The sequence below is a fragment of the Catenulispora sp. GAS73 genome (assembly GCF_041262085.1).
Taxonomy (GTDB): Bacteria; Actinomycetota; Actinomycetes; order Streptomycetales; family Catenulisporaceae; genus Catenulispora.
The window spans coordinates 304,985-331,573 of the sequence record NZ_JBGCCM010000007.1 but is presented as its reverse complement, the minus strand read 5'-3'; the positions used below and the strand labels follow the sequence as shown (position 1 = coordinate 331,573).

The following is a 26,589-nucleotide window of genomic DNA, read 5'->3' as shown; positions in this document are numbered from 1 at the left end:
GAATTTGGGAAGGCCAATCATCAGCTGGTGTGAATCGAAGCGGGCCACCGCGCCCTGTATAAAAGTGGCCTGACGTTCTTCAGCCAGGAGGCGACCCCGATGAACGACCCAGCCACTCGTCCACGCGCCAAGATCGACACCACGGTGCCGCACTCGGCCCGGATCTGGAACCATCTGCTCGGCGGCAAAGACAACTACCCCGTCGACCGCCAGACCGCCGAGAAGATCCTTGAGGTCTTCCCGGGCATGGCTGACATCGCACGCCAGTCCCGGTACATGCTCACCCGCGTCGTCCAGTACCTCGCCGGCGAGGCGGGGATCCGCCAGTTCCTGGACATCGGGACGGGGCTGCCCACAGTCAACAATACGCACGAGGTCGCGCAACGGATGGCGCCCACCTCGCGAATCGTCTACGTCGACAACGATCCGCTGGTCCTGGTCCACGCCGAGGCGCTCCTGGTGGGTACCCCCGAGGGTGCCACCGCCTACATCGAAGCCGACGTACGCGACCCCGACGCCATCCTCCACGCAGCCGCCGAAACCCTGGACTTCACCCAGCCGGTCGCGCTCATGCTGATGGGCATCATGGGCCTGGTGAGCGACGAGCAGGACCCCCGATCCATCGTGGAACGCCTGATGGCGGCCTTGCCCCCGGGCAGCTATCTGGCGCTGTATGACGGCAGCGACACCGATCCGGCCTACGTGGAGGCCATCCGAGGCTTCAACCAAGCCAGCGGCGCGGTCCCCTACACCCCCCGCAGTCCACAGCGGATCGCTTCCTTCTTCGACGGCCTGCAGCTCATCGAACCTGGCGTCGTATCGGTCTCCCAATGGCGACCCGAACCGAATCCCTGGGGCGTGCCCGCCGAGGTCGCCTGCGCGGGCGGTGTCGCCCACAAACTTTGACATCGCAGAGGAGGCGAGCGACCGATGCGGCGACGGGCATCGACGGGGCTTTGCTTCGCTGAACTGCCCCGGGTTCGCGCCATGGCCAGAGTCTGGATCAAATCCGGAGCGGTTCAGTCCGCGGACGTCCGGGGCGTTTGGGCCTGCTGCGGGCGGCGTGACCGCGGTTGAGCACGTCGCGCGATTCCAGCGTGGGACGGTGTCCAGCACCCTTTCGCAAGGCTGGTTCGCCTCCCGGAACCCGCCCTCCCAGGAATGGATCCCGAACGGCAATCCCCGCTCGTTCAGCCACAACCACAGCGGCTCTGGACCCCGCGGTGCTGTCACCTATCCGATCGTGGATGCCCCGATGAGAATGTGCTGGAATTCAGCCGCGTACGGTTCAAGGCCAGAGCGGCGTGCCAGGAACCCGGCGAGGCGTTCAGCGCAGTCCCGGCGCTCGTAGGGCACAGCATTGTCGGCGCAGTCCGCAAGGGCTTGCTTGACCTCGGCCAATAGGTCCGGCCCCAGCGAAACCGGCGAGCCCACCGACGTCGCCCGCCAGTGCCGCGTGCCTGGGCCGAATTCCTCCTCGTCTGATCCTTCTCCGCCAAGCAGGACGGTGGCGAGCAGAAAGTGTGCCTCGGGCTCGCTGGCGTACTGACCGCTGTACATCCGCGCAAGCGCGAGGCGCGTAGGTCCGGACAGCGGCGGGTCGGAATCAGTGAGCAAGGCCCGTAGGCGGCCCGCGTCGAGTCCCAGATCGTAAGCGTCGCGGAACCCGGCTGCCGCGTCCGGCGCCTCTGCGGCAAAGTGTAAGATCCCACGATGCAGTCGAAATGAATGGATATCCGGTCGTCCAGTGCATATCCCATCGAAATGGGCCATCGTGATCGGATGGACGAGATCATCGGCATGGGCGCAGGCGAAGTCTCGGCAGACTTGCCAACTGCCTCCGCTTAACCATGCTTCCAAGATCTCTGTCTTCTCTCTCTGCAGGACCTGCCGCGTAAGATCTTCATAGGCATTAGCGATGCCACCCGCGCGCACCGCTTGCAGCAGCTTGAGTCGACTGTCCAGGAATCCAGTCCCAGGGTTGGCATCGATGAGGTGTTCGAGAACGGCCTCGGCCTCGTCAGTGAGCAGGATGGCCGCGTGGCCCTCCAAGTGAACCCGCGACTCGGCGGGCACCGTGATACCGGCCCAGTCGCTGACGGCCCGGATCAGCTGGTCGCTGACACCCAGATGTTCAAGCCACATCGGCAAGGGGACTTGCCGCCTCTCCCACGCACGGTCAAAGGAGGACGTGTCCTGTTGGCGGAGGTGACATAGATACCTTCGAGCCTGGCTTCGAACCGGGCGGTCCCCGGCATCATCCGCAGCCCGTGCCGCGGCGCTGAGGTCATCGACGGCCGCACTCAGATCGCCGTGCGTCATACAGTGGCGCCCGCGTGCCAGCAGTATGGAGGCGACCATGTCGGGGGTTTCTGCGAAGTGAGCAAGGTTCTCCGCGAAGAGGTCTTCGGCCTCAGAACGTCGGCCGACGTCATCCAACAGCGTAGCCAGGGTACCGAGCCCTTCGGCGAACCTCCCCGCGTACGCCGTGGGACTGGCTGCGGCGAGTTCTCGGTAGAGGCTGACCGCATTTCGCTCTGACCGCAGCGACTCCTCCGGACGCCCTGCGGAGCTCAAACACACTGCGAGGGTGTGCATCGATGCCGCGAGCGCGGGTATCTCCCCCGGGGAGCGTTCGGCGGCAAGCCGAAGGAGATCCACTGCCTGCCGTGCCGAGTCCACCGCCTTGTCGCAAGGCCCTGTGGCCAGCAGGAGAGTGGCCAGGGCGTGCAGCGACCCGGCAAATACGGGAACATCGGCGAAAGGAAGGGACCCAGTGGGCTCTTCGTAAAGCTCTACCGCCTCCGTAGCCGTCCGGACCGCCTCGTCCGCATGGTCCGCCTCACCGAGGATGCCGGCCAGATTCGTCAGGGCCGCTGCCAGATCGTTGCGATAGCCGGCAGAGACCGTCGCGAGTTGCCGATATTCGTGGACCGCCTCGCGGGCAGCCGATAGCGCTTCGCCCCCGATTCGTGCATCCGCGAGGTAGACGGCCCGATGGGTCAGCAATCGGGCCCGCTCCGGGCGGTAGCCGTCCGGGTCGGATTCGGCGATCGACCGGTGGATGGACATCGCCTCGTGCGATGCGGCAAGGGCGTCCTCGAGTCGCCCGGCTCGCCACCAGGCCGCCCCCAGACCCGTCAATGCGGAAGCCAGGTCGGGATGGTAAGCGCCGGGCTTCGTACCGGCCAGTCGTCGGCATATGCCAACCGCTTCTTGCGATAAGTCCAGCGCCTCCGAAGGCCTTCCCGTTTCCGCCAACATGACGGCCCATGTCTGGAGGGACCGTGCCAGTGCGGCACGATACCCGTCAGGTGAATCCTCGTTCTCGGTGAGTTGTCTGAGCACGTGGACTGCCTGACCGGCCGTCGACAGGGCCTCGTCTGGCGGCTCCGTCTCGAACTGCGCGCCGGCCAGAGTGCCCAGAGATTCCGCAAGTTCCAGCTGATACGCATCACCGCGAGTCTTGGAAACGCTGCGGAAGATTGCGATGGCCTCCTTCGCGGTCTCCACCGCAGAGGTCGGCTGGCCAGCCTTGCGATGAGCGACCGCCAACGCGGCGAGCGATTCCGCCAGACCTGGAAGGTAAAGCAACGGATCACCGGCGGACAGTCCTCGGTCGATGGAGACGGCCTCCCCGGCAGCCGCAAGTCCCTCTGCGTGCCGCGGACCGTCGCCCAACACTCGGGCCAGATTGCGCAGGGCTGCCCCAAGGTACGGCAAACACTCGGGCGGGTTGGCAGCGGCCAGCGCTCTGCAGAGCGCAACAGATTCGTCGGCCAGTGCCTCAGTATCGGGCAACAGACCGAGCTTCCGCTGTGCCTCGACCAGTTCGACCAGCGAGACGGCAAGACTGGTGGTCTGCAACGCGCTGTGGCGATCCGCAGCCGACTCGCGGCACCGGCTGACTGCCTCGCGCGCCCGCTCGGCCGCCTCTTCCCACTGGCCCATCATTCTCAACCGGGAGGAAAGCCTGCTCAAGCCGGTGATGAGCTCGCGCTCGCGCGACGGGTCGCGGCCGGCGAGCTTCCGGAGTCCCTCGACCGCGAGTTCCGCAACGCCGACAGCGTGGTCCTGCAGTCGGCGGGGCAGAGCCAGCGTCAGGCACTCGTCGAGCGCGATCGCACCCGCAACGGGCTTGCTCACGATCATCGCGACGACAACGGCATTGAAGAGTTCGGGGCTGGCCTGGCCAGGCGCGGGACTGCCTGCGCCCATACCACGCAGGTAGAGATCTACTAGTCGTTCGTCGAGAGCACGGCTGAGGCAGTCCTCGACGACGGAGTCGTCCACGGCGGCGCGGGTGACGATGGCGAGTAAGTGGGCAGACTGGCGGTCGGATGCCACATCGAGGGCGGCGGACAGCAGGTCAGGGTACAGATTCAGCAGGTCAGCAACGAGAACCTCGCCGAGGCGGTCTGGTTGGAGCGGCGCGATCCGCAGCTCCCCGTTCGCCGTGGTGGCCGCGTAGAGCTCGCCGAGCCAGCGGGCCACGGCCATAAGTCTCGGCTCGCTCTCGCCCGAAAGGTGTGGGACGAGGCGGGCGACAGCGAGCGCCTCCTCTTTGCCCTCGGCAGTCAGCAGCGTGGCTACGGCGACTGCGTTGCGCTGGTCCTCCTGCTCAAGCGGGAGACGCCGCCGGGTGGCAACGTTGTTCCAGTACTGGGCCTCATGCTCCTTGAGCAGAGCGCGCAGCAGTTCGGTTTCGCCGAGCATATCCACTTCTGCGTCCGAGGGCTGACGCTTCAGGTGCAGGTAAGCGGCAGCGAGAACATACAACGGGCGGGCGAAGTGCGGCGCTCGTAGCGACGGCAGTGGCTCCGCGCTGTCCTGCGCGCGGACATCGATGCCCGTCGCGGAAGCGGTCCACGCGGCGAAGTCGGCGCTTGCACGACGGAAGAGCTGGATGCGGTCGACCTCGACGCCACCCTTGTCCAAAAGGGACACCGGCGCCTCGCGCAACAAGCTGGCCAGTTCCTCTTCGTGCCTTTCGTTGAACAGGGCGTGGAGTTCCCTTTGCCCGATATCACGGCGGACCAGCAGCAGGATCCGGACTGGGCGTCTGGAGCGGCGGGAGGCGAGTTCGCTGACGAGCCGCGCTATATTCTTCGGCCACGCTTCAGCGTCGTCGACGACAAGCAGTAGCCGCCCTGGCCACTCTGCCAACGCCCGGATGTTGTCGTCGCGGGGATTCACCGGCAGCAGACCTGTGGTCCAGCCCAGTGCCTCGGCCTCGACACATGCTTCGACGGCAAGGCGGGTCTTGCCGTATCCGCCGCTTGCCTTCACGAACCAAAGTCCGACGGGGGCACCGTCCGCGGTCTCGTGGTCGCGCCAGGCGGCCAGGTCGTCGAGCAACCGACGACTCCCGACGTACCCGACGATCGGGTAGCGAGGACTGAACACCACCGTGGGCGAGAGCTCGCCGTCAGCACTCGGCGGCTTCAGGACCGCGGGCAGAAGCCCCAACTCGGCACGGTTATGCGCACGGATGTGCTCGGCCTCGACGGCGGTCTCCCACCTCCGGTCCTCGCAATGGAATTCCTGGTTCGCGGCGACGACGTCGGGCAAGGCGGTCAATTCCGTGACCGGGACAGCGAAGCCGCCGAGGTCGGCCATTTTGTTGCGTGTGGCCTCCGTGATGCCCACGATCGTGCCAGAACGCGGATCAAGCAGCGGCGAGCCGCTTAAACCGGGGCGGATCTGACCGTTCTTGAACTTGTAGAGCTTGTGGGCTTCCTCGAATACCTCCCCCTCGAAGACAGTGCTGACGCCGGTCAACGCTGGGACGAACCTCGTCAGTTCATCCGTGTACCCCACCAGATAGAGCATGCTGCCCAGGCAATTGAGCACGGGGCGATCCGTGGCTAGGCGGACGCACGGGTGATCCCACGGTCCGGCGCTTAGGTCAAGATCGATTACCGCGACGTCAGGAAGGGGATAGTGGCCCCGCCCATCGAATGAGTCGAGCCGCGGCGCGGCATACACAGCCGAGGCGGGAACCGGGGTCCGTTCTTTCCACGACACGGCCAGGCCCGCCACTCCGTGGACCACGTGAGCGCAAGTGATGACGCGGCCCGGTGACACGAAGAATCCGGTTCCGCGAAAGCCCTTTTCGGCGTCGATCCGAACAACGCAGTCACGCAGCAGGCTGATCAGCGGATTCGGATCGCCGTCACTTGTCATTGACCCACTCCAGCGTTACTTTGAGCGACGCCTCCGCCTTGCCGTCGACGATCAAGGCCGCCAAAACGCCGTTCTTGACAGCCAGGCTGATACCGAGCTCTACGGTGGTCTTGGAGGGCAGCGCCTTCTCCACCCCTGACTTGATTGCGTGCGCGACGCCGTCCAGCGTTGCCGTGAGCTTGTCGAAATCAAATAATTCCGAATACTTGACTTGCTCTGCGCCCCCATCTTCCTCATCCGCACCCAGGGCGTCAGCATCCACCGCCTGCACAAGTGCCACCGTGCCGTTCGGGAGCTTGACCTCGACGATACTGGTGTCCATGCCGTCCACCGTTCTTGCCGGCCCTTCACGAATTGTGAGATAAACATTACTCTTGGTTCCGGATTGAGTCGCCGTATGCTTTCCCTCGGTCAACCATTGCGGTGGCTCCAGCAAGGAACATGAGCGTGCCGTAGGAGATGGCGCCGTCGCTGCGAACGGCGTGCTGATACCGAGTGGTGCGGCGATGATGGTGCCGTAGGCGAGGACGCAGCCATCGGTAGACAGCAGCAGCATCCCGAGGGCGGATTCCAGGCGGGCGATCGTGGCTGGCCGCAGGGACTCGAACCGCCGGGCCTGGAGCGTTGACGTCGCGCGCACTTCGGAGCGCATTTGCGTTGCGGCGGCCCCGGCACGCCGTGCCGGGGCCGCCGTCGTGACGTGGTGTCAGCGCGGCGCTGCGCGGATCGCCGCCACCTCGCGAGTCACGTGTTCGAGGGCAGCGTCGCCGTGTGCGGGGAACACGGCTAGCTGTACTGACTACGGAGATCCCCACCCGGCGGGAGCGGTCAAGCGAGGGGTTCCACCGAAACGACACCTCGACGAAGTACAGACCGGTCCCCGTAGCGGGTCGATGATGGACGCATGACTGGGCGGGCACGTGTCGCGGTGTGGACGGGGTCGGGTTTGCTCGTGGCGGGGAGCGCCGTCGCCGTGGTGGCGTGGGTGGGACTGGACAAAGCGAATCAGTACCTTGGCGTGCCCGCGGCGATCGCGGCGCTGCTGGGTCTGGTCGTTGCCGTGTACGGGCTCGTCGCGCCGAAGCCGTCCCCGTCGGTGACTCAGGTGATCGAAGACCTCGGCGTCGTAGGAAGCTCCGTCGTCATCGGCCGGGCGGGCAACGTCCGCATCGGTGCGTCGTCGCCGCAGGCCGCCGTTCCGGCAGTGCCCGCGGCGCCTCTTCCGGGTCCGGTAGTGGATGCTTCGACCTCCCAGGCGGTGCATCGGATGACAGCCCGGGACAGCACGATCATCGGCCAGGCCGACGGGGACGTCGAGATCTCCAACGGTCCCTGATGCCCAGAAAGAAGCCGAAGCCGGCGGATGCGGCCGACCTGTCCGGCACGGCCGACGCGGCGATCAGCCAGTCGTTGACCGGTTCCACGGTCCTCGGCGATCTGACCGTCATCGGTCGGGCCGACAGCGTCACGATCGAGCAGGTACGCCGCGAGTTCCGCCTCGCCCCGTTCGCCGCCGAGCCGAAGGAACCGCTGCCGATCGAGTCGGCGCGCGCCCGCCCGAGCCTGTTGCTCGTAGCCTGGCGCGGCGTGATCGGATTCACCGGACGGCAGGCTGAGATGGAGGCGTTGCGGGCCTGGCGTGACGATGAGCGCACCGCCGGGCTCTCGGTCCGATTGGTGCACGGCGAGGGGGGATCCGGGAAGACGCGGCTGGCGGCGCACCTCGCGCAGGAAAGTGCGGAGGCGGGCTGGGCGGTATGGCAGGCTCTTTACGACCCGGCCGCACCGGTGGCCGTGCTCCCCGGGCCCCTGCGCGGCGACGAGGATCGCGGTGTGCTGCTTGTGGTCGACTATGCCGAGCGCTGGCCGCTGACACAGCTGCTCGCCCTGCTCCGCCGTCAGACTCTTGTCGCGCCGGGTACGAGGGTGCGGGTTCTCCTGCTTTCGCGCTCGGCCCGGGGCTGGTGGGACGTGGTCTCCCTCAAACTCAGCAACGAAGAGATCGACAACGATGTGCTGGACGAGCTGTCGCCGCTGGCGGCGGACCTCGCCGACCGGGCCCGGCTGTTCGCCGGCGCGCGCGAACGCTTCGCTGAAGCGATGGGTGCTCAGAGCGTCGAAACGAGCGGAACCGTGGACCTCTCCCACCGGGACTACCGACTCGTTCTGGCCGTGCACATGGCTGCGCTCGCCGCGGTCGACGCGTCCCGCCGGGGTCAGGACGCACCCACGGATCCGGCTCGGGTCTCCGCCTATCTGCTGAGTCGGGAACACGCCTCGTGGAGCAGCCTGCCGCCCGAAGACACCGGCCGGGTCCGTACTGACGGCGTCACGCTCGGCCGCGCGGTCTACGCGGCGATACTCACCGGTCCTGCTGCGTATAGCGACGCTGCTCGTGTTCTGGACCAGTTGGGGATTAGCGGCGGACCCGAAGCGATCGCCCTGGTTCTGAAGGACCACAAGCTGCTCTACCCACCTCGCGATCCGTCGCGCAGCGTACTTGAGCCGCTCTATCCCGACCTGCTGGCCGAAGACTTTCTTGCTCTCAGCACGCCGGACATCGGGCAGCCGGACGGCCTCGCCGACCCCTGGGCCCAGGATGCTCCGTACAGACTGCTCGCTCCGAAAACGGAAGACGGCCAGGCAGAGGACGATCCGGCACTGGTTTGGAGTAGCCAGGCGCTCACGGTACTGATCGAGACCACTAAGCGTTGGCCGCATGTCGGCGAGGGACATCTCTACCCGCTGCTGCGGCAGTATCCCGGCCTTGCAGTCACAGCGGGCAGTGCTGTTCTCAGCGCGCTGGCGGAGATCCCCGATCTCGACTGGGGCGTCCTGTGGGAGATTCACCACATCCTGCCGGAAGGTCCTCACTTCGACCTTGACCTCGGCATTGCTGCTATCGCCGAGCGTTGGGCCGAACGGGTTCTGCCCGAAGTGCGCGATCCGGCTGGCCGGGCGCCCTTCTATGAATACCTCAGTGTCCGGTACGCGAATGCCGGCCTGGTCGCGAAGGCGCTCATTGCGGCGACGGAGGCGGTGGCCCTCAATCGCTTGATCGCGGAGGGTGATCCAAGCCCTGACGGTTTCTTGCCTCAATTCGCGTGGGCGCTGAAGCTACTCGGCGACATGATGGCCAGAGTAGGCAGGCACGAGGAGGCCCTGTCCGCCACTGAGGAAGCGGTTGAGTTATACCGTGCGCTGGTTGGGGACGATCCCGGCAGCCACCTGTCAGAGTTCAGCGCTGCTCTGGCCAGTCTGGGCGTACGCCTGTCATCAGTGGGCCGGTGGGACGAGGCCCTGTCCACGACCGAGGAAGCTGCGGATATCCTCCGTACGCTCGCTGACGCCGACTCCTTTCGCTTGGCGTTCCTCGCCACAGTGTTGGGCAATCTGGGAAATCGACTTACGGCAGTGGGACGGTTGGAGGAAGCCGTGTCCACGACCGAGGAGTCGGTGGCGATCTGGCGCCGACTCGTCGAGGACGCCCCAGAAGCCCATCTACCTGGCCTCGCCATGGCGCTGACGAACATCGGCGGCCAATTTGCGCGGCTGTGCCGGTGGGAGGAGGCGCAGTCGGCCACCGATGAATCAGTTGTCATCCATCGTCGGCTGGTCGAAGCCAACGCCGCCGCATACCTCGCCGACCTCGCGCTGGCCCTCACCAACCATGCCAGCGCGAAGACGGAGACGGGTCAGTGGGGGGAAGCGCTGTCCCCGGCGCAGGAGGCACTCGATCTCTACCGCCAGGAGGCCGAAGTCAACCCTGCCCACTTGCCGGGCTTCGTCCGGGCGCTGTCCAATCTCGGCACTCTGCTCGGACAGTCGGGCCAGGTTGAGCAGGCCTTAATGCTCTTCCGCGAGGCAGTGGACATCGGTCGCGGATTGGCTGAGAACAATCCTGCTCATCTGCCCGATCTGGCTATGGCGCTGAAGAACTACGCCGCCCTGCTCGAACAGGAGGGCCGACCGGGGGATTCTTTGCCGCCGGCCAAGGAGGCTGTGGTAGTTCAGCGAAGGCTGGCCAAGACCAACCCCACCGAGCACGTGCCCAAGCTCGCTCACTCGCTGGTAGTGCTCAGCCACGGTCTTCGGGCTGCGGGGCAGGCTGAGCTCGCACTGCGGCCGGCCCGGGAAGCGGTGACGATCTGCCGCCAATCGGCCGGCGTCAGCCCGGCTTCCGACCGCGGCCTCGCTATGGCGCTGAGCGAGCTCGCTGGCGTGTTCTGGATGACAGGCCGGTTCGAACAAGGACTGCCGGTGGCCGAGCAGGCGGTGAAGTCCTACCGCCCACTGGCCGAGAGCGACCCCGCTGCCCACCGAGCCGGCTTCGCCGGATCGCTTCGCAACCTCTGTACTCTGCTGGTCAACCTCAGGCGGTGGAACCAGGCTCTCCTGGTTCTCAAGGAGGCGGTGGAGGTGCACCGCCTCGGGGCCGAGGCCGACGATGAGTTCCTGCCCGGCCTTGCCGAGACGCTCGCCAACCTCGGCGGCGTGTACCTGGAGACCGGTCGGTGGAGGCAGGGCCTGCCGCCGACCGAGGAGGCGATCATGATCTATCGCCGCCTGGCCGGGCCCGATCCCGCTCTGCCCGGACTCGCTGCGGCGCTGAACAACCTCGGCGCCCTGCCTCCGGAGGCGCGCCGCCGGGCGCACGACCTGCCTTTGATCGAGGAGGCGGTAGCGCTTTATCGCGTACTGGTGGAGACCGACTCCGCGGCTCACTTGCCTGGTCTCGCCATGGCGCTGCTGAATCTCAGCGATGCGCTTCAGGGCTTGGAACGCTCATTGGAGACCCTGGCGTTGACCAGCGAGGCGCTGGCAATCTGTCGCCGCCTGGTCAAGGGCCAAGGCGCGGCCTTCGTGCCGATCTTGAGGCGCGCGCTCATTGTGTTCGCTCAGGTCCGTTTGGCGGCGGATGTGGAAATAGATGAAGTGCGGGCGGCAGCCCACGAACTCACCGCCATCGACAATGCGGGGCGTGCGAAGAGTGCCAAGCGCGGACGACCGGCAGCGAAACCTGCAAGATGGCGCCGTTGAGCGAGAACTGGCCGGACTGTGTGCCGCGCCGGTGCGGGCGGCGCGTGCCGGCCAAGGCGTGGCAATCCTCGGCCTCTGCTATGCGCCGATCCTGCTCGGGCGCGTGCCGTCGGTCATGCAATGATCCTGCTTAACCTCCACAGTCTCATTCACTGATCCCGATCGTCGTCCAGTGGCAGTCCATTGACATTGCGTGAGGCTACGTGCCCACGCTTGGCGCTGCTGTTGTCAGCCGAACCGCTCACCCGTGCTTTGCGGCGGCAGGGCCGCCACGCTGCCACATTTCATAGTTCCCAACGCGCTCGCCGGCAAGGTCCTCATCGACATCACCAACACCTCCAACCCCGACGCCACCGGGCTGGTCACAGGCGATGACACCTCGGGTGCACAGGAGATCGCCAAGGGGCCCCGCCGAGCGCGAACGTGGTGAAGGCGTTCAACACCGTCTTCGGCCACATCCTGGCCCGGGGCGGCCCGCTGGACGTGGTTCTCGCGGGCGACGACGCGCAGGCCAAGACGAGCGTCTCAACGTTGATCGAGACCCTCGGGTTGCGCCCGCTGGACGCCGGCGGTCTGCGGGTGGCGCGCCGGCTGGAAGGGACGGGCCTGGTGATGATCAGCCTCGCCCGCCATAGCGTAGGAAACTTCGACTTCTCCCTCGGCATCAACCTCGCCGGTTGAGCACGCCCGCACCACCACTTCTCGCATCACATCAGCTCCGCCGCTCTGCGACGGGCAAAGCAGCCTGCCACTTACTCATGCCCTGCCACCTACTCATGCAAGGAAAAGTCGTGCGCGTTTTCGTTACGGGCGGGACCGGCCATACCGGTTCATACATCATCCCGAGCTCGTCGCCGCAGGGCACGAAGTCACCGCCCTGGCGCGCTCGGACGCGGTTGCGATGTCGCTGTCCGCGCTCGGCGCGACAGTGTGTCGTGGCGACCTCAAGGATCTCGACGGGCTCAAGGCGGCGGCCACGGACTCCGACGGCGTCATCCACGTCGCGTACAGGCAAGACCTTCTCGCCTCCGGCGGGATCGACGCCGTAGCCGCCGCCGAGGTCCCGATCATGCTCGCCTACGGCGAAGCGCTCGCGGGAACCGCAAAGCCGCTGGTCGCCGCCGGGAGCATAGGCTCGCCCGGTAGCCTGGGCCGGCCGGCCACCGAAGAGGACCCGGCCCTACCCGGCGGGGATGCGCACACGGGCACGCTGCGGGTTCGCAACATCGTGGAGACCACCGTCATCGGCCTGGCCGAGCAAGGAGTGCGGTCCTCCATCGTGCGGATCGCCAACATCGCGCACAGCACGACCGATCAAGCCGGCTTCCTCGTACAGCTGATCGCGATCGCCAAGCAGAAGGGCGTCGTCGGCTACCCCGGAGACGGCACCAACCAGTGGAACGCCGTGCACGCCCGCGACGTCGCGACCGTGTTTCGCCTGGCGCTGGAGAAGAGCCCGGCAGGCAGCTACTGGCACGCGGTCGCGGACGGCGCCATCCCGCTGCGCGACATCGCCGAGGCCATCGGCAGCCGACTGAGCCTGCCCGTCGTGAGCATCCCGGCGGACGTCCTGATGGTGCCCGGATACTTCGGGTTCCTCGCGAACATCGTCACGCAGAGCTACCCGGCGTCAAACCTCATCACCCGCCAGACGCTCGGGTGGGAACCCACCCAGCCCGGCCTGCTCGCCGGTTTGGAGAACGGCCACTACTTCCCCGCCAACGGCCCCCGCAGTGCGCGGTCAGCCGATCAGGAACACATCGCGCCGTTCACGGAGAACGCAGTGGGCGAGGCGCCGCCGAGGGCCCAGGTGCCCTGGAACCCGAACGACTGACTGCCACCGGGTGCGATGGAGGCGTTGTAGCCGAGACTGGCGGCCGTGACGCTGGTGCCGTTCTGCGCGACGCTCGCGTTCCACGCGTTGGTGATCTTCTGGTCGCCCGGGAAGCTGAAGGCCAGCGACCAGCTGTTGATCACGGACGCGCTGTTGTTGGTGATCGTGACGTTGGCCGTGAACCCGCCGGACCAGTAGGTGGTGGTGAAGGTGATGTGGCAGACGCTGGGAGCCGGCGGGGTGATCACGAGATCGGCGTCGGCGCCGGCCACCTTGTTCGGCGAGTAGTCCTCATAGACGTCCGCAGTCACGTGCAGCCCGGTGGCCAGGCAGCTGGCGGTCGGGGCGGCGTACGCGCGACCCGTCGTGGACAGGGCACCCGGAGCCATCGCGTATTCGAACTCGTCCGGGTTCAGGGAGGGGCAGCCGGGCGGCGTGCCGGTGCCGGACCAGGGTCAGCGCCGAGTTCGCGGTGGGCTCGACCGCCGCCGGACTGAAGGAGAACAGGTCGACGGCGATGCCGTTGCCGGTGCACGCTGGGGCGAACCGCAGCGTGGCCGACGCGGTGCCGACCGTGCCGACGACGCCGTTCACGCTCACGTTCACGCTCATGCGCAGCGAGGTCGGCTGGCATCTGGACCCCGGAGTTCCGTAGGTGTTGGTGAGCTCGTAAGTGCCACCGGCAGCGATCGTGAACGGGTAGGCCGGGCCCGGATCGAGGAGCACCGCGGCGAGGACTGACATCAGTAGCCTGCGTACCATTCGGCTCTCCTCGTCCTGGACCCGGTCGACGGCCGGCCGTCACCCTCAGCCCGGCATCATGGGATGACGAACCAATCGCTCCGTCCTGATAATGAAACTTTCGATCAAAGATCCATCATCGATCAACGCCGGACACTCGATCGATATTCGCCCTGAAGTGCCGTTACTCGGATAGCAGTCCGGAATCAAGGGCGGCGCGTCGCACGCCTTTCCTGGACACGCCATGCAGTCCGGGCTAAAGACATCCCATGTGTATCGGCCGCGTTGCCGCTCTGGCTGACGCTATGTGATGAGACACGCAGGGAGTCTTTCTCATGCGCTTCCGACTGCTTCTGACCCGTTTCCTTCCTGCGACGGCAGCATTGGCGCTCGCAGTGCCCGTTACGGCGGCGACCGCGCTCAAGCCTCCGAGCGCCGCGGCGCTGGCCCTGGCCGGCCTGGGGGTGATGGGCGGGACCGCGCGGGCCGCCACGCAAGGACCCTGCGACGTCTACGCTTCCGGCGGCACGCCGTGCGTGGCCGCGCACAGCACTACGCGTGCGTTTACGGCGCCTACTCCGGCAACCTCTACCAAGTCCGGCGCTCGTCGGACAACACCACCGCGAACATCGGCGTGACCAGCGCCGGCGGGTATGCCAACGCGGCGGCGCAGGACTCCTTCTGCGCCAACACGACCTGCGTCATCACCGTGATCTACCCAGAGCGTCAGCGCCACCAACGCCGCCTACAACGGCTCGATCGCCCCCGGAGCGAACACTTCCTTCGGCTTCCAGGGCACGTTCACCGCGAACGACACCTCCCCGTCGAGCTTCACCGTCAACGGAGCGACGTGTTCCTGACCCGGTGATGCCAGGGCTTCGGACGATTCTTCAACCGAGAGGCTTGACACAGATGGCACGAGCAATACGCCGCACCGGCCTGGCCAGTGCACTGGCCGGCATATTCGGGCTCGCGCTGATGGTGATGCCGGCGCCACCGGCCTCGGCCGCCAACGAGGCGGTCCACAAGTGGCTGACGACATCAGACCTGAGCCAGCACCTGACCCAGCAGACAGACCTCGGTTTCTCCGCGTCATCCGGTTCGGGGACCATCAGCGTCGACGACACGCAGAAGTTCCAGAGCATCGTGGGCTTCGGAGCCGCGATGACGGACAGCTCTGCCTGGTTGCTGTCCAACAGACTGAGCAGTACCGCGCACACGAACCTGATGAACGCCTTGTTCAACCCGAGTCAGGGCATCGGTATGAGCTGGCTCCGGGTCCCGATGGGCTCGTCGGACTTCTCCGCCACGGCGCAGCCGTACTCGTACGACGACAACCTCGGGGTCTCCACGGGCACGACTGTCGGTGTGGGTTCCGGACGCTGCCTGGATGACTCCGGCAGCACCGCGAACGGCGTACAGGTCTCCATCCATGACTGCACCAGCGGAAACGCGAACCAGCAGTTCTCTTACACCACCGCCTCCGAGCTGCAAATCGCCGGTAAGTGCCTGGACGCCAACGGCAAGGGCACCACCAACGGCACCAAGGTGATCCTTTATACGTGCAACGGCCAGACGAACCAGCAGTGGAAACTCAACATCAACGGCACCATCACCGGCGTGCAGTCCGGTCTGTGCCTGGACGTCTCCGGCGCGTCCGCCGCCAACGGCGCGCTGGTGCAACTGTGGTCCTGCAACGGCCAGACCAACCAGGCCTGGACCCGCCCCGATCCGGCGCTCGCGAGCTTCTCGATCGGGCACGACCTCGGCTACATCATCCCTGATCTCAAGGAAGCGCTCACGCTCAACCCGGGCCTGAAGCTGATGGCCAACCCGTGGAGCCCGCCGGGGTGGATGAAGACGAACGGCCAGATGAACAACGTGAACAACGCCGGATCGCTGCTGCCGTCGAGCTATGGACCGCTGGCGCAGTACTTCGTGAAGTTCCTGCAGGGCTATGCGGCGCAGGGCGTCCCGATCTCCGCGATCACCCCGCAGAACGAGCCGTCCTACGCCACCGCCTACCCCGGGATGCAGTTCAGCGAGCAGAACGAGGCGACCTTCATCGCGAACAACCTCGGCCCCGCGCTGGCGCAGGCGGGTCTGTCGCCCGCGGTCCTGGGCACCGACTTCAACACCAACGTGCTCGGCAGCTACGCCGAACCGCTGATGCAGGACGCGGCGGCGAGCAAGTACCTGGCGGGAACGTCCTGGCACTGCTACGCGGGCGGCTTGAACGCCATCAGCACCATGCAGGCGGCGTTCCCGACCAAGGACAACTACGAGACCGAATGCTCCGACGGCATCGACCCGCAGAACGCGATCGAGACCTTCATCCAGAGCACCCGCAACTGGGCGCGGACCGCCACCATGTGGAACATCGCCCAGGACCAGAACAACGGCCCGGTGATCCCCGGCGGCTGCAATGCCTGCACCCCGCTGGTCACCGTCAACCAGGGCACCGGGAACGTGACCTACAACGCCGGGTACTACTCCGTCGGCCACTTCAGCAAGTTCGTGCTCCCCGGTGCGAAGCGCATCGCCTCGACCACCACCGGGAGCCTGGACAACGTGGCGTTCCAGAACCCCGACGGCTCGCTCGTCCTGATCGTCGACAACACCTCCGGCTCGACCCAGTCCTTCAGTACGAGCTGGGGCGGCCAGCAGTTCAGCGACTCGCTGCCCGGCCACGGCATCGCGACCTACGAGTGGAAGCCGGCGTGAGGGGCGTGAGGCGTCGCGGCACCGGCGTCGTCGCCTCGCTGGTGCTGCTGGGCGCCCTGGTCGCCGCCCAGCAGTGGTCCCGGCAGTAGCCACGGACAGCCAGGCTGGGTGCGGCGAGCTCGCCGCACCCAGCCGGCACTGGCGAACGCACAGGCGTCCGCCCGCATGTAGCGTGATGCTCCGTGCATTGGAGTGTCATCGTCCCCTTACTCGTCACCGTGGGCGTAGCGGCTGCCGGTTATCTGGCGACCTATGCGACGAATCTCAGGCTTGAACGGCGCAAGGACCAGCTCGCGAGGGTCAACCGTCAGCTCAGCGAGCTCTACGGCCCGCTCTACGCCCAGTCGGAAGCGGTCGGCAGAGCTTGGCGGAAGTACGTTGCCAGGTACGGGATTCCGTGGCAGGGCTCGGCCGGCGGCAACGTCACCGCCTCGGCCGAGGAGGCGGCCACCTGGCGCCTTTGGGTATCAACGGTCTTCATGCCGCTGAACCGTCGAATGGTCGAGACCATCGTCTCCCACGCCGATCTCCTGCTTGAGGAGAGAGTTCCCGAACCGCTCCTTGCCCTGTGCGCACATGTGGCCTGCTACGAACCGATCCTCGCCACGTGGGCACAGGACGGGTTCAGCTCTGTGTCCTCCGCCGATCACGTGTCAGTCGCGGGAGACTTCCCTGACGCAGACGTCAGCAACTACCTGCAGACTTCGTTCCAGACGTTGAAACGCGAGCAGTCGCGGCTGCTCGCGCTACTGCAGCATCAGCCAGCCCTCGTAAGCGAGGGCAGCCGAGGCTGATCTCGGACTTCCGGAGCTGCGAGTCCGGCACGGCGAAGGAGAGGCTTCGACATGACAGAGGCGGTTCCCGGGTCGACGGCGGCTACATCGGCTGATGTAGAGCGTGCTTGGGCGGAGATTGGGCTGCACCTTCCAGATCCGCTGGTGGCGCTGTGGAAGGTGACGGACGGCCTGATCACCGATGCTGGTGTGACCGTGTACTCAGCTGGGTGCATCGGCGAACGCAACACCACCTTCGAAGTCGCGCAGTACGCACCGGGTTTCGTCCTCATCGGCGACGACAGTGGTGGCCGCGGGTTTCTCCTGCATGCCGACGATCCGTGCTCCGCCGTGTTCTCGTCAGACCTGGGCGATCTGGGTCCTGAGGACTTCGAGGTCGAGTCCGTGGACTTCGCGTCTTGGATCGAATCGCTCTGTCCTGACTTCCGGCGGCGACTGCGAGCCGGGGAGTGGACGTGATGGTCCGTCTCCCCGCCTCGCACGCAACGCGCTTCAGCCGCTGGGAATCTTCAGGCCCGTTCTCTGATGCCGGAGCCGTTGACTTCCAGGTCGATCGGGTGATCGGTGACCGGTGGCAGGCAGTCGTTGGAGCTGCAGGCGGCGTAGCTGACCAGGAGGGTGGCGGCGCCGTCGCCGTCTAGGGCGACCGGGAGTTCGGCCGTTACCGGCCCGTCCGGGTACACCGGAAGCGCGAGGTTGGTTCCGGCGAGCGGCAGCGTCAGGACTTTGACGTTCGCGGTGAGAGGTCCGGTGCCGTGCAGCTTCCCCTGTGGCACGACCTTGATCGGTCGCCCGACGCCCTGGATGCCGTTGGCGGGGAGGTCGGCGCTGTACAGGTGGAAGCCTGGCTTCTGCGGGGCGAAGGTCGCGACGATCGTGGCGTGGGATGCCGCGTGATCCTTGACGGTGATGGTGACTGTCACGCCCTGGCTGGTGAACTGTGCCACGGTCGACTGCTTCGGAGTGTCGGACCGGGTGGCGAACCAGGTTGCGGCGCCCGCGATCAGGAGAGCTGCTACAGCACCGATGGCTGTGGGCCGGGTTGTTTTCATGCGGCCCACTTCTTCAGAAAGGCCAGGAACCCGGACTGGTCGAAGCTGGGGTTCCCAGTTTTGTTCGTGTCCACGCGCATGCTCCCCGAAGGGCTGAGGACGATCAGGACCGGTAGCCCGAAGCTGCTGGAGTCGTCGTAGGGAGAGATGGCTGACATGTTGGTGTCGACATCGATCTGCACCAGATGGTAGGAGGCCGCGAGGACGGCCTGGACCTCCGGGGCGTGGAAGTCGTGGTCCATGGCGACGCAGTTGCCGCACCAGTCGGCCCCGAAGTCGAGCAACACCTCCCGGCCGTCGGCTTCGGCGGCGGCGCGGGCGGCGGCGATCTGCGCCTTCGCGTCGGCCGTCGGAGAGTAGCCGAAGGAGGTCGGGGTCGATCCGGGGGTGGGGTGGCTGGTCGGCGTGGTGGTGTGGGTTGGGCTGGGCTTCGTCGAAGTCGGCGTGGAGGGCGTGGGCCTCGTCGAGGTCGGCTTGGTGGTCTGCGGTGGCGTCGAAGTTGTCTGCTTCGTCGGTGTGGGCTTCGTCGTGGGCGGCGCCGACGATGACTGCGTCACGGATGTCGAGGTGGTGTCGGACGTGGGTGCCGGATCGGACTGTCCCACTGTCCCCGTGACGGAGGTGCCTGCGCCTGCGGCAGCGGCGGCGGCGGATGGCGACGGAGAGGCGGAGGCACAGCCCGCGAGCAGAGCGCCGGCCGCTCCCACTGCGAATATTGATATGGACCTGCGCATGACGGCTCCTGAACGGTAGGTCGGTCAGCCGGCCGCGGGTCCGGGATCGCCGCAGCCTTCCTCGTACTGGAGATCGCGCGGAACGGCCGACGTCACAGAAATCCGCCGAGAGTGCGCCGATGCCCGGCCGAGATACGGCTCCGGCACCGCGGCTCGAACATGTCACCGAACTTTCTGTGACCCACGGCCTGCTGCCGTTGTCTCCCAAGCAGGACCGGACAGGGACAGAGCGGGAAGCGCGGTGGCACGAATGATCGAGCAGTCGGACACGGCAGTACTGGCCGCGGCCCGGATCGGAGATCCGGATTCGCGGGCCGAACTGGTCGAGCGCTGCCTGCCTGTGGTCTACAACATCGTCGGCCGCGCCCTGCCCCGGCGGGCTGACATCGACGACATCGACGACGTCGCGCGGGACGCCATGCTGCAGGTGCTGCGTGCGCTGCCCGGCGTTCGCGACCCGCGCAGCCTTCGCTTGCTCCTGGTGGCCGAGGCGCTGGAGCAGGTCCGCCGGTACTCGCAGCCCCGACACGCCGGCTCAGCTCGTCGCGAGGACTTACCGGATCGCCACGACTTACCGGATCGCGGCGGCGCGGCCGTGGCCTTCGAGGACCTGGATGCCGGCCGGCTCGGGCTCTCCGGTGAGCAGCGAGAGCTCGTCAGAGCCGCCGCCTGGTCGGATGTCGAGGACCGTGAGCTGCTCAGCCTGTGGTGGCTGGCCGAATCCGGGCACCTGGCTCGTGCCGAGCTCGTTGACGCCCTGGAGCTGGCTTCGCATCAGGCCGCCGTACGGGTGGCGAGGTTGAAGGAACAACTGGACGCCGCGCGTTTGGTGGAGCGGGCACTGACCGCATCGCGCGGCTGCGCCATCCTGTTCGCCAGCGCCGCCGCATGGGACGGTCGACCGGATCAGCGGTGGCGAGTGCACCTGGCCGGACACGTCCGCACCTGCACTACCTGTCGAGGTGCCGCTGGGTACCTCGCGCCCGCTGAACAAGTGCTTGACGGGCTTGCCATGGTTGCGCCGCCGACCGGTCTTGCGGGCAACATCATGGCCGGCGCACACGACGGTCCGAGCTGGTCGTCGGCCCGAACAACCAGGCCGCCGGCCGGCGGGCACCGCGCCACCGGAAAGCGGACGCGTCACCGTGCCGGTGGCCTGCTGGCCGGGTCGCTGGCGGGCAAGACGATGCTCACCGCCGTGGCCGGGGCCGCCCTTCTCACCGGCTACACCGTTCTGCCCGACGTTGCCGCGCCGTCGGAGGGGGGCCACAAACCGCTGGCGGCTGAGTCGTTCTCGGCGAATCAGCATCCTGGTTCCCCATCGACAGTTCCCGGCACACCGATCCCGGCGGACCTGACAACCGATACGGCGCCTACCGGATCCGCCCCGCCGCACACTCCCACGACGTCCGCGCCGACTGGAGCGGCGAAGACCGCTTCGAGCACCGACGCAAAGCCCCCGACGTCGGGGAGCACCACGACATCGCCGGCACATCCGACCGTCGACCCGTCGTCTCAAAGCCTCACTACGACGTCCACGCCGCCGACCTCCCCGGATCCATCACGGCAGGGCCCCGTCGACCAAGTCCTGGCCGAGATCAACCAGGCCCGGGCCCAGGCGGGCCTGCCGCCGTACACCCTGACCTCGGGCCTGAACACCAGTGCCGGCGCCCATACCCAGACGATGGCCGCCGGCTGCGGGCTATCGCATCAGTGTCCGGGCGAAGCGGAATTGGGCACGCGCGTCAGCCAGGCCGGAGTCCGGTGGGGCGCGTGCGGCGAGAACATCGGTGAAGGCGGGCCCGTCGCCGTCGACAACACGTCCATCGGTGCCATGGCCGTCGGGCTGACGAAAAGCATGCTCGCCGAGAAGCCGCCCAACGACGGTCACCGCCGGAACATTCTGAGCACCAGCTTGCACCACATCGGCATCTCGGTGTACCGGGACGCCTCCGGAACCGTGTGGATGACACAGGACTTCTCCGACTAGACCGAGGGGAGGAGTGTCCATGCGATGGCCGACCCGTGAGCGCACTGCCCGCGAGACCGACGAGGACAGCGCGTTGGTCGCTGAAGCGCGCGCCGGAGATCCCGCGGCTCTGGATGAGCTGATCGCGCTCTACCTGCCGTTGGTCTACAACATCGTCGGCCGGGCCGTGGCGCGCGCCTCGGACGTCGACGACATCGTGCAGGAGACGATGCTGCGCCTGGTGCGGGGCATCCGCGGGTTGCGTGATCCGTCCAGTTTCCGGTCGTGGCTGGTCGCCGTGGCGATGAACGAGGTCCGTGGGCACTACCAGACCCGTGGACCGCTTCCCAGTGGGCTGGAGGAGCTCGCCGAGGTGGCGGACCCGGGCGCTGACTTCGCCGACCTCACGCTCACCGAACTCGGCTTGTCAGGGCAGCGGCGCGAGGTCGTGGAGGCGACGCGCTGGCTGGATCCCGACGACCGCGAACTGCTGTCGCTGTGGTGGCTGGTCGTGGCCGGGCACCTGACCCGAGCCGAGATGATCGGCGCCATGCGGTTGGACGCTCATCTGGTGACGGTCCGGGTGGCCCGGATGAAGGGGCAGCTGGAGATCGCCCGCGGGGTGGTCCGCGCGCTGGCGCTCGTTCCGGGCTGCCCGCAGCTGGCTTCGGTGTCGGCGAGTTGGTCCGGCGAGCCGGCACCGTTGTGGCGCAAGCGGTTCGCCCGGCACATCAGAGAGTGCGAGTACTGCGTCCACGCCGCGGCGGACCTGGTTCCGGCGGAACGGCTCCTGGTCAGTCTCAGTCTGGTGCCGTTGCCGCTCGGCCTCGCGGCGGCTTTGGCCGCGACGCACCGTACCGTGAGCGCGACTGTGGCGGCCCAGGGCGCCGTGCACGGGTCACGTCTTCTCGCGGCGAAACTGGCTGCCGTGGCCGCCGCCACCGCGGCGGTCGTCGGGACGATCGTCATTCTGCCCAACCTGACCAACAACTCCGGCCAGGCACCGATCACACCGCCGCGTACCGGCATCGCCCAGGCGGCCACATCGGCACAGCCCAGCACCGCACCGACCCTGCCGGCCGTCACGCAAAGCACACCGCCCACGCCCACGTTGACGCCTACGCCGACACCGACCACCTCGCCGACAGTCAACGGCCCGCTGTCGCCGGAAGACCAGGTGCTCGCCGCCATCAACCGGGCCAGAGCCGGCCAAGGGCTGCCGCCGCTGACCCGCGGCGACGGGCTGAGCGCCACGGCCAAAGCCCACACGCAGGCCATGGCCCACGGCTGCGGCCTGCAAGGAATCTGCCCTGGCGAGCCTGAACTCGCCCAACGCCTGAGCGCGGCCGGAGTGAAATGGACGACCCTCGCCGAGAACCTCGGGCAGTGCAGCTGCTCCGGCACGTCGACGTCGAACATCGCCGCCAGAGCCGTCGCCATCACCGAGAACATGCTCGCGTCAGGACCGCCCGACGACGGCAACCGACAGAACATCCTCAGCACAAGCTTCCGCCACGTCGGCATCTCAGTGCTCCGAGACACCAAAGGCACCCTGTGGATGACCCAGGACTTCTCGGACTGACGTCGACCAGGAGAGACATGAACAAGCTGCTACCCGCATCGGCGCTTTTCGCGCTCGCGACCACGCTGCTCACCGAATGTGCGAACACGTCGGGCGCTTCGCCCAGCAGCGCCAGCACCTCCGGCGGCACCAGCGGCATCGAGACCTTCAAACCCGCCGACCGCAAGGTGCTCCCGGCGCTGTCCGGCACCACTCTGGACGGCACGCCACTGGACACCGCCTCGCTCAAAGGCCGGGTGACGGTCGTCAACATCTGGGGGTCCTGGTGGCAGGCTTTCTCCGCAACGGTTCTGCAACCCCGGCGGTGCCACCGACCCGCGGTACTGGCACGGCGAGTTCGACTCCTCCGTGCTGCTGCCGGCGGTTCAAGCGATCAGCGAACGTACCGGCGTGGACGCGGCGACGGTGTTCGTGGCGCTGTTCGCCATGACGGTGAACCAGGTCCACGGGGTCGATCCGGTCGTGGTGCGGCCCATGATGGACAACCGGTTCCGTCCCGGGCTGGCCGATGTCGTGTGCACGGCGGCGCAGAACGCCATCTGTGTGCTCGACGTCGCCGATGCCCGCTTCGAAGAGGTGCTTGAGCGCGCGCGGAGGTCCGTTCTGACCGCGTCCAAACACGCCTGCGTCGATCCGCGGGACGTCGCAGCCGTGGTCGAGCGCGTCCAGGCCGAGCGCGGCGTAGACCTCGCCATCCACTGCTTCCTGAACGGGGTCCGCGTCACCGTGCGCATCGACACCGCTGCCGTCGCCCCGGCCGACGCCGAAGCCTTGGCGTGGCGCTTGGAAACCAACGCCCTGGCCCAAGCGGGAGCCCACGCATGACTCGTCGTAGCGACGCCTGTTGTCGCGGCATCCAAAGGATTGCGTAGCTGGCGCCAATGACGTCGGATCGGGCGCATACCTACGATCGAGGCACCTCCCGTGAGCTTCAGCGCCCGCCCGATTTCGAGGAAGTGAAGGTATGTCAGAACCGATCTACGTCTACATCGGCACCTATGCCGACGAGCAGGCAGCCAAGTCCGACCTGGAGGTTGTGCGTGATCTCTATGGCGACGGGGTGCTGCGGACCTACGACGCGGCCGTGGTGACGAAGGAGGCCGATCAGAGGATTCACGTGCGCCGCCACGAGCACACGGCCGCCCATTCGGCGTGGCACGGTGCGGCTGTGGGCGCCCTGGTGGGGGTGCTCTTCCCGCCGGCGTTCATCGTCAGCACGGTGGCCGGCGCCGCCGCCGGCGGGCTCGTCGGGCACCTGTGGCACGGGCTGTCCCGGGACGACCTGAAGGAGCTCGGCGAGTGGCTCGATGCCGGGGAGTCCAGCTTGGTCGTGATCAGCACCACGGAAATCGACCACGCGCTGACTACGACGCTGAAGGCCACGGCGCACCAGATCAAGAAGCTTGAGGTGGCCGACCTGAAGGCATTCGAGGCCGAGCTCAAGAGCGTTTCCGTGGACTGAGCACACCTGTGCGGTGATCGGTCGTGGCGTCAGGCTGACTTGGGGGACTTGTCGGCCAGACGCACGGCGTAGGCGGCAGCGGCGAGTTCGGCGATCCCGTGGGGGTCCGACAGGACCCGTCCGGTCAGGTCCTGAACTCGTCGCAGCCGGTAGCGCACGGTGTTGGGATGGCAATGCAGGATCTCTCCGGCCCGTTCGGCCGATCCGTTGTTGTCGAGCCAGACCATGAGCGTCTGCAGCAGGATCTCCCGGTCCTCCGACGGCAGAGCGAGGACGGGCCCGAGCACGTCCGCGGTGAGCCTCCGGCTCTCCTCGGACTCGTACACCATGAGCGCGGCCAGCGGGCTCGGGTTGAACGGTCGCACTTCGGGGCGGCCCGGTGGCAAGCCGGCCAGCGCTGCCTGCGCGAGACGCAGCGCACGCGGGGTGTCGGTGACCGCGCCGAAGGCGGGACTGATGCCGGTGCGCGCCCGTGCGGTGGTGCGCAGCACGGTCAGCAGCTGCCCGTAGCCGCTTCCGTTACCGGTGCCGTTCGAGCGTACTGACACGATGCCGAGCTGCTGGGCGGGCGTCAGGCGCCACCCGGAGACGATGCCGACGTCCGCCAGCCGGCGCTCGATGTCAGGCAGGCTCGCCTCGGCCAGGGCACGGGTTTCGGCGGCCACGACCACCAACACCCCCTCGCGGTGCAGGCCCAGCAGTTCCGCGGCTTCCCACGGTCCGGTGTCGGCACCGGGCAGGCCCGTCAACAGCGCCTCGACCATCGCCGCGCGGCGTTCCTGGCGTGCGAGCATCAGCTGCGCGGTCGTGGCCCGGTAGGCCTCGGTGAGCGCGAGCGCGTGCTGGTCCGTGAGCTGCAGGATCAGGCTGGCCGTGGACAACAGCGCCTCGGCGGCGGCGAGCTCGCGGTCACGGCTGGTGTGCGCCACCAGCGCGTCCCACAGCGTGGTGAAGCAGATGCGGTAGCAGCGCAGCACCTCCGGAAGCGGGGCACCCTGCATCGCACGGCGGCGGCCGGTCGCCGTGGGCGCCTCCAGATCCAGCGGTGCCTGCGGCTGGGCGATCGCGCCGACGAGGAAGCGCATGTTCGCCTCGACCGAGCGGCGCAATTCCGCGGCGTCGACGATCTTGCCTTCGCGGTAGAACGGGATGCGCTCGACGGTCGCGGCGCACGCGGCCTCGATCAGCTCCGGCAGACACGACTGCGCCCAAGCAGCCAGTGCTGCCAACTCTGTGCCCGTCACGCGAATCGGCCTCCAGCTCAGCCTTCGCCCGCATGGTGCGAGCAACTGATCCAACAGCGGCATCCCACCGACTCATGCTGCCAGACGGTTGTCGGAGTCCCGAGGCCTTCTCGACGTCGCTGTATCTCGCAACGAAGAGTTTTGTTCGGCACTACAGAAAGAGGGGGACGCTCGTCCGGCGTTGGTCAAGGCGCCGGTCCGGCCTTGCCGGGGCTACCGATGCCACGTCAAAGTAAGGGCCCGTGAACAGAGACCACACCATCGAATTCGCAGGGCTCCCCGTCGTCGCCTTCCCCTTGGACCCGGACGCGCCATTGCCGGTCGCCGCCGAAGACGGCCGGTCGGTCGCATGGCGCCTGGAGTGTGACGTGCGGTGGGGCGCACAGTTCGGCCACACCCTTCCGGAACTGTTCGACTTGTTCCTCAGGCGTGTGGACGCCGCGCGCGTGGAGTCCGTCGTGTTCGGCGTGTGGTCCACCGAGATGGACTCTGGCGGCCATCCCGTTCAGGTGCTGGTGGCGGCCGCCGATCGGCTTCCCTCCCTGCGTCGGGTGTTCATCGCCGACGTCGGTAGTCAGGACATCGAGATCTCCTGGATCGCCAACCCTCCGGTCACGCCGCTGCTGGAGAGCTTTCCGCAGCTGGAGGAACTGTGGGTGCGAGGCGGCCCGGAGGACAGGGACGTCCCGATCCTTTCCCCGATCAAGCATGAGTCGCTGCGCACGCTGGTCCTCCAGGCCGGCAATCTGCCGTCCGAGACCATCCGCTCGATTGGACAGTGCTCCTTCCCGGAACTGGAGCACCTTGAGATCTACTTCGGCGACCCGTACTACGGCGGCACCGGATCGGCCGAAGACATCAGGAGCCTGTTGACCGGCCAAGAGCTCTCAAAGCTGCGGTACCTGGGGCTGAAGAACGCGGTGGTCCAGGACGCGATCGCAACAGTCCTTGCGGACGCCCCGATCGTCAAGCAGTTGCACACTCTGGACTTGTCGTTGGGGACGTTAAGCGACGACGGCGCCGCTGCGCTGCTGGCCGGCCAATCGCTCGGGCACCTGCGTAAACTCGACCTGCACCACCACTACCTGTCGCAGGAGATGGGCGACCGGCTGCGCCACGCGCTGCCCGGCGTCGAGATCGACCTGTCCGAGCGGATCGCGGACAGCGATCGCTACGTGGCCGTCGCCGAGTGACGGGCGACGGTGCCCGCCTGATCTGCACCGTGGT

19 protein-coding genes and 3 pseudogenes are annotated in these 26,589 nt (G+C 67.2%); 15 read left to right on the top strand and 7 right to left on the bottom strand.

The genetic code is table 11. The annotated features are described in order from the left end of the window. The first annotated feature begins 99 nt into the window (after positions 1-99). Positions 100-906: an SAM-dependent methyltransferase gene (locus ABH935_RS13370; protein ID WP_370378177.1), complete on the top strand. Its 807-nt coding sequence runs from the start codon at positions 100-102 to the stop codon at positions 904-906. A gap of 327 nt (positions 907-1,233) precedes the next feature. Here the strand turns inward: ABH935_RS13370 and ABH935_RS13365 are convergent, their stop codons facing one another. Together ABH935_RS13365 and ABH935_RS13360 are read right to left on the bottom strand one after the other, a co-directional pair. Further along, a complete protein-coding gene (locus tag ABH935_RS13365) occupies positions 1,234-6,186 on the bottom strand; it encodes a tetratricopeptide repeat protein (protein ID WP_370378176.1) in 4,953 nt (1,650 codons plus the stop codon). Next, on the bottom strand, positions 6,176-6,838 hold the full coding sequence (locus ABH935_RS13360) for a CU044_2847 family protein (RefSeq protein ID WP_370378175.1): 663 nt from the start codon (positions 6,836-6,838) through the stop codon (positions 6,176-6,178). Before ABH935_RS13360 ends, ABH935_RS13365 begins: the two co-directional genes overlap by 11 nt. Before the next feature lie 252 nt (positions 6,839-7,090). Between ABH935_RS13360 and ABH935_RS13355 the strand changes: the two genes are divergently transcribed. The 4 genes and pseudogenes from ABH935_RS13355 to ABH935_RS13340 form a co-directional block, all read left to right on the top strand. Further along, entirely contained in the window at positions 7,091-7,522 is a 432-nt protein-coding gene (locus ABH935_RS13355) for a hypothetical protein (protein ID WP_370378174.1), read from the top strand. Further along, the gene (locus tag ABH935_RS13350; RefSeq protein ID WP_370378173.1) at positions 7,522-11,226 is read left to right on the top strand and encodes a tetratricopeptide repeat protein; all 3,705 of its coding nucleotides are present in this window, start codon (positions 7,522-7,524) and stop codon (positions 11,224-11,226) included. The genes ABH935_RS13355 and ABH935_RS13350 overlap by 1 nt, the downstream gene beginning before the upstream one ends. Before the next feature lie 295 nt (positions 11,227-11,521). Next, a pseudogene (locus ABH935_RS13345) lies at positions 11,522-11,907 on the top strand (NADPH-dependent F420 reductase); the annotation flags it as partial. A 110-nt stretch (positions 11,908-12,017) separates the two neighbouring features. After that, positions 12,018-12,946 (top strand): annotated as a pseudogene (locus tag ABH935_RS13340) (SDR family oxidoreductase); the annotation flags it as partial. A gap of 29 nt (positions 12,947-12,975) precedes the next feature. Here the strand turns inward: ABH935_RS13340 and ABH935_RS13335 are convergent. Next, the gene (locus ABH935_RS13335; RefSeq protein ID WP_370378172.1) at positions 12,976-13,371 is read right to left on the bottom strand and encodes a cellulose-binding domain-containing protein; all 396 of its coding nucleotides are present in this window, start codon (positions 13,369-13,371) and stop codon (positions 12,976-12,978) included. Further along, on the bottom strand, positions 13,352-13,804 hold the full coding sequence (locus ABH935_RS13330) for a hypothetical protein (RefSeq protein WP_370378171.1): 453 nt from the start codon (positions 13,802-13,804) through the stop codon (positions 13,352-13,354). Before ABH935_RS13330 ends, ABH935_RS13335 begins: the two co-directional genes overlap by 20 nt. 464 nt (positions 13,805-14,268) lie before the next feature. On the opposite strand from ABH935_RS13330, the pseudogene ABH935_RS13325 reads away from it, so the two are divergent. From ABH935_RS13325 to ABH935_RS13305, 5 genes and pseudogenes are all read left to right on the top strand, one after another. After that, positions 14,269-14,552, top strand: a pseudogene (locus ABH935_RS13325) (arabinofuranosidase catalytic domain-containing protein); the annotation flags it as partial. 7 nt (positions 14,553-14,559) lie between these two features. Beyond that, entirely contained in the window at positions 14,560-14,661 is a 102-nt protein-coding gene (locus tag ABH935_RS13320; RefSeq protein ID WP_370378224.1) for a cellulose binding domain-containing protein, read from the top strand. 52 nt (positions 14,662-14,713) lie between these two features. Continuing rightward, positions 14,714-16,525, top strand: a complete 1,812-nt coding sequence (locus ABH935_RS13315; protein WP_370378170.1) for a ricin-type beta-trefoil lectin domain protein — start codon at positions 14,714-14,716, stop codon at positions 16,523-16,525. Positions 16,526-16,707: 182 nt separating this feature from the next. Beyond that, positions 16,708-17,319: a hypothetical protein gene (locus ABH935_RS13310; protein ID WP_370378169.1), complete on the top strand. Its 612-nt coding sequence runs from the start codon at positions 16,708-16,710 to the stop codon at positions 17,317-17,319. 51 nt (positions 17,320-17,370) lie between these two features. Continuing rightward, positions 17,371-17,778 carry an SMI1/KNR4 family protein gene (locus ABH935_RS13305; RefSeq protein WP_370378168.1) on the top strand — a complete coding sequence of 136 codons (408 nt, stop codon included), beginning with the start codon at positions 17,371-17,373 and terminating at the stop codon, positions 17,776-17,778. A gap of 50 nt (positions 17,779-17,828) precedes the next feature. Here ABH935_RS13305 and ABH935_RS13300 read toward each other — a convergent pair whose 3' ends face one another. Both ABH935_RS13300 and ABH935_RS13295 read right to left on the bottom strand, forming a co-directional pair. Continuing rightward, the gene (locus ABH935_RS13300) at positions 17,829-18,371 is read right to left on the bottom strand and encodes a hypothetical protein (RefSeq protein ID WP_370378167.1); all 543 of its coding nucleotides are present in this window, start codon (positions 18,369-18,371) and stop codon (positions 17,829-17,831) included. Next, positions 18,368-18,928: a thioredoxin family protein gene (locus ABH935_RS13295; protein WP_370378166.1), complete on the bottom strand. Its 561-nt coding sequence runs from the start codon at positions 18,926-18,928 to the stop codon at positions 18,368-18,370. The genes ABH935_RS13300 and ABH935_RS13295 overlap by 4 nt, the downstream gene beginning before the upstream one ends. Before the next feature lie 427 nt (positions 18,929-19,355). Here ABH935_RS13295 and ABH935_RS13290 point away from each other — a divergent pair, with 427 nt between their 5' ends. From ABH935_RS13290 to ABH935_RS13275, 4 genes are all read left to right on the top strand, one after another. Then, positions 19,356-21,095, top strand: coding sequence for a CAP domain-containing protein (locus ABH935_RS13290; protein WP_370378165.1), 1,740 nt, complete (start codon positions 19,356-19,358; stop codon positions 21,093-21,095). Positions 21,096-21,114: 19 nt separating this feature from the next. Further along, complete coding sequence (locus ABH935_RS13285) at positions 21,115-22,656, top strand: sigma-70 family RNA polymerase sigma factor (protein ID WP_370378164.1); 1,542 nt, start codon at positions 21,115-21,117, stop codon at positions 22,654-22,656. A 390-nt stretch (positions 22,657-23,046) separates the two neighbouring features. After that, positions 23,047-23,481, top strand: coding sequence for a hypothetical protein (locus ABH935_RS13280; protein WP_370378163.1), 435 nt, complete (start codon positions 23,047-23,049; stop codon positions 23,479-23,481). A 139-nt stretch (positions 23,482-23,620) separates the two neighbouring features. Beyond that, positions 23,621-24,118, top strand: a complete 498-nt coding sequence (locus ABH935_RS13275; RefSeq protein ID WP_370378162.1) for a DUF1269 domain-containing protein — start codon at positions 23,621-23,623, stop codon at positions 24,116-24,118. A gap of 29 nt (positions 24,119-24,147) precedes the next feature. Here ABH935_RS13275 and ABH935_RS13270 read toward each other — a convergent pair whose 3' ends face one another. After that, positions 24,148-25,362 carry a PucR family transcriptional regulator gene (locus ABH935_RS13270; protein ID WP_370378161.1) on the bottom strand — a complete coding sequence of 405 codons (1,215 nt, stop codon included), beginning with the start codon at positions 25,360-25,362 and terminating at the stop codon, positions 24,148-24,150. 242 nt (positions 25,363-25,604) lie between these two features. On the opposite strand from ABH935_RS13270, the gene ABH935_RS13265 reads away from it, so the two are divergent. Further along, positions 25,605-26,555 (top strand): STM4015 family protein, encoded by a 951-nt coding sequence (locus tag ABH935_RS13265; RefSeq protein ID WP_370378160.1) that lies wholly within the window; start codon positions 25,605-25,607, stop codon positions 26,553-26,555. Positions 26,556-26,589 lie beyond the last annotated feature (34 nt).

What these genes read in the sequence shown, in the direction of transcription:
- ABH935_RS13315 (WP_370378170.1), top strand. Translation starts at nt 14,714, where the DNA reads ATGGCACGAGCAATACGCCGCACCGGCCTGGCCAGTGCACTGGCCGGC.
- ABH935_RS13355 (WP_370378174.1), top strand. Translation starts at nt 7,091, where the DNA reads ATGACTGGGCGGGCACGTGTCGCGGTGTGGACGGGGTCGGGTTTGCTC.
- ABH935_RS13360 (WP_370378175.1), bottom strand. Translation starts at nt 6,838, where the DNA reads ATGCGCTCCGAAGTGCGCGCGACGTCAACGCTCCAGGCCCGGCGGTTC.
- ABH935_RS13350 (WP_370378173.1), top strand. Translation starts at nt 7,522, where the DNA reads ATGCCCAGAAAGAAGCCGAAGCCGGCGGATGCGGCCGACCTGTCCGGC.
- ABH935_RS13330 (WP_370378171.1), bottom strand. Translation starts at nt 13,804, where the DNA reads ATGTCAGTCCTCGCCGCGGTGCTCCTCGATCCGGGCCCGGCCTACCCG.
- ABH935_RS13300 (WP_370378167.1), bottom strand. Translation starts at nt 18,371, where the DNA reads ATGAAAACAACCCGGCCCACAGCCATCGGTGCTGTAGCAGCTCTCCTG.
- ABH935_RS13290 (WP_370378165.1), top strand. Translation starts at nt 19,356, where the DNA reads ATGATCGAGCAGTCGGACACGGCAGTACTGGCCGCGGCCCGGATCGGA.
- ABH935_RS13275 (WP_370378162.1), top strand. Translation starts at nt 23,621, where the DNA reads ATGTCAGAACCGATCTACGTCTACATCGGCACCTATGCCGACGAGCAG.
- ABH935_RS13285 (WP_370378164.1), top strand. Translation starts at nt 21,115, where the DNA reads ATGCGATGGCCGACCCGTGAGCGCACTGCCCGCGAGACCGACGAGGAC.
- ABH935_RS13365 (WP_370378176.1), bottom strand. Translation starts at nt 6,186, where the DNA reads ATGACAAGTGACGGCGATCCGAATCCGCTGATCAGCCTGCTGCGTGAC.
- ABH935_RS13305 (WP_370378168.1), top strand. Translation starts at nt 17,371, where the DNA reads ATGACAGAGGCGGTTCCCGGGTCGACGGCGGCTACATCGGCTGATGTA.
- ABH935_RS13370 (WP_370378177.1), top strand. Translation starts at nt 100, where the DNA reads ATGAACGACCCAGCCACTCGTCCACGCGCCAAGATCGACACCACGGTG.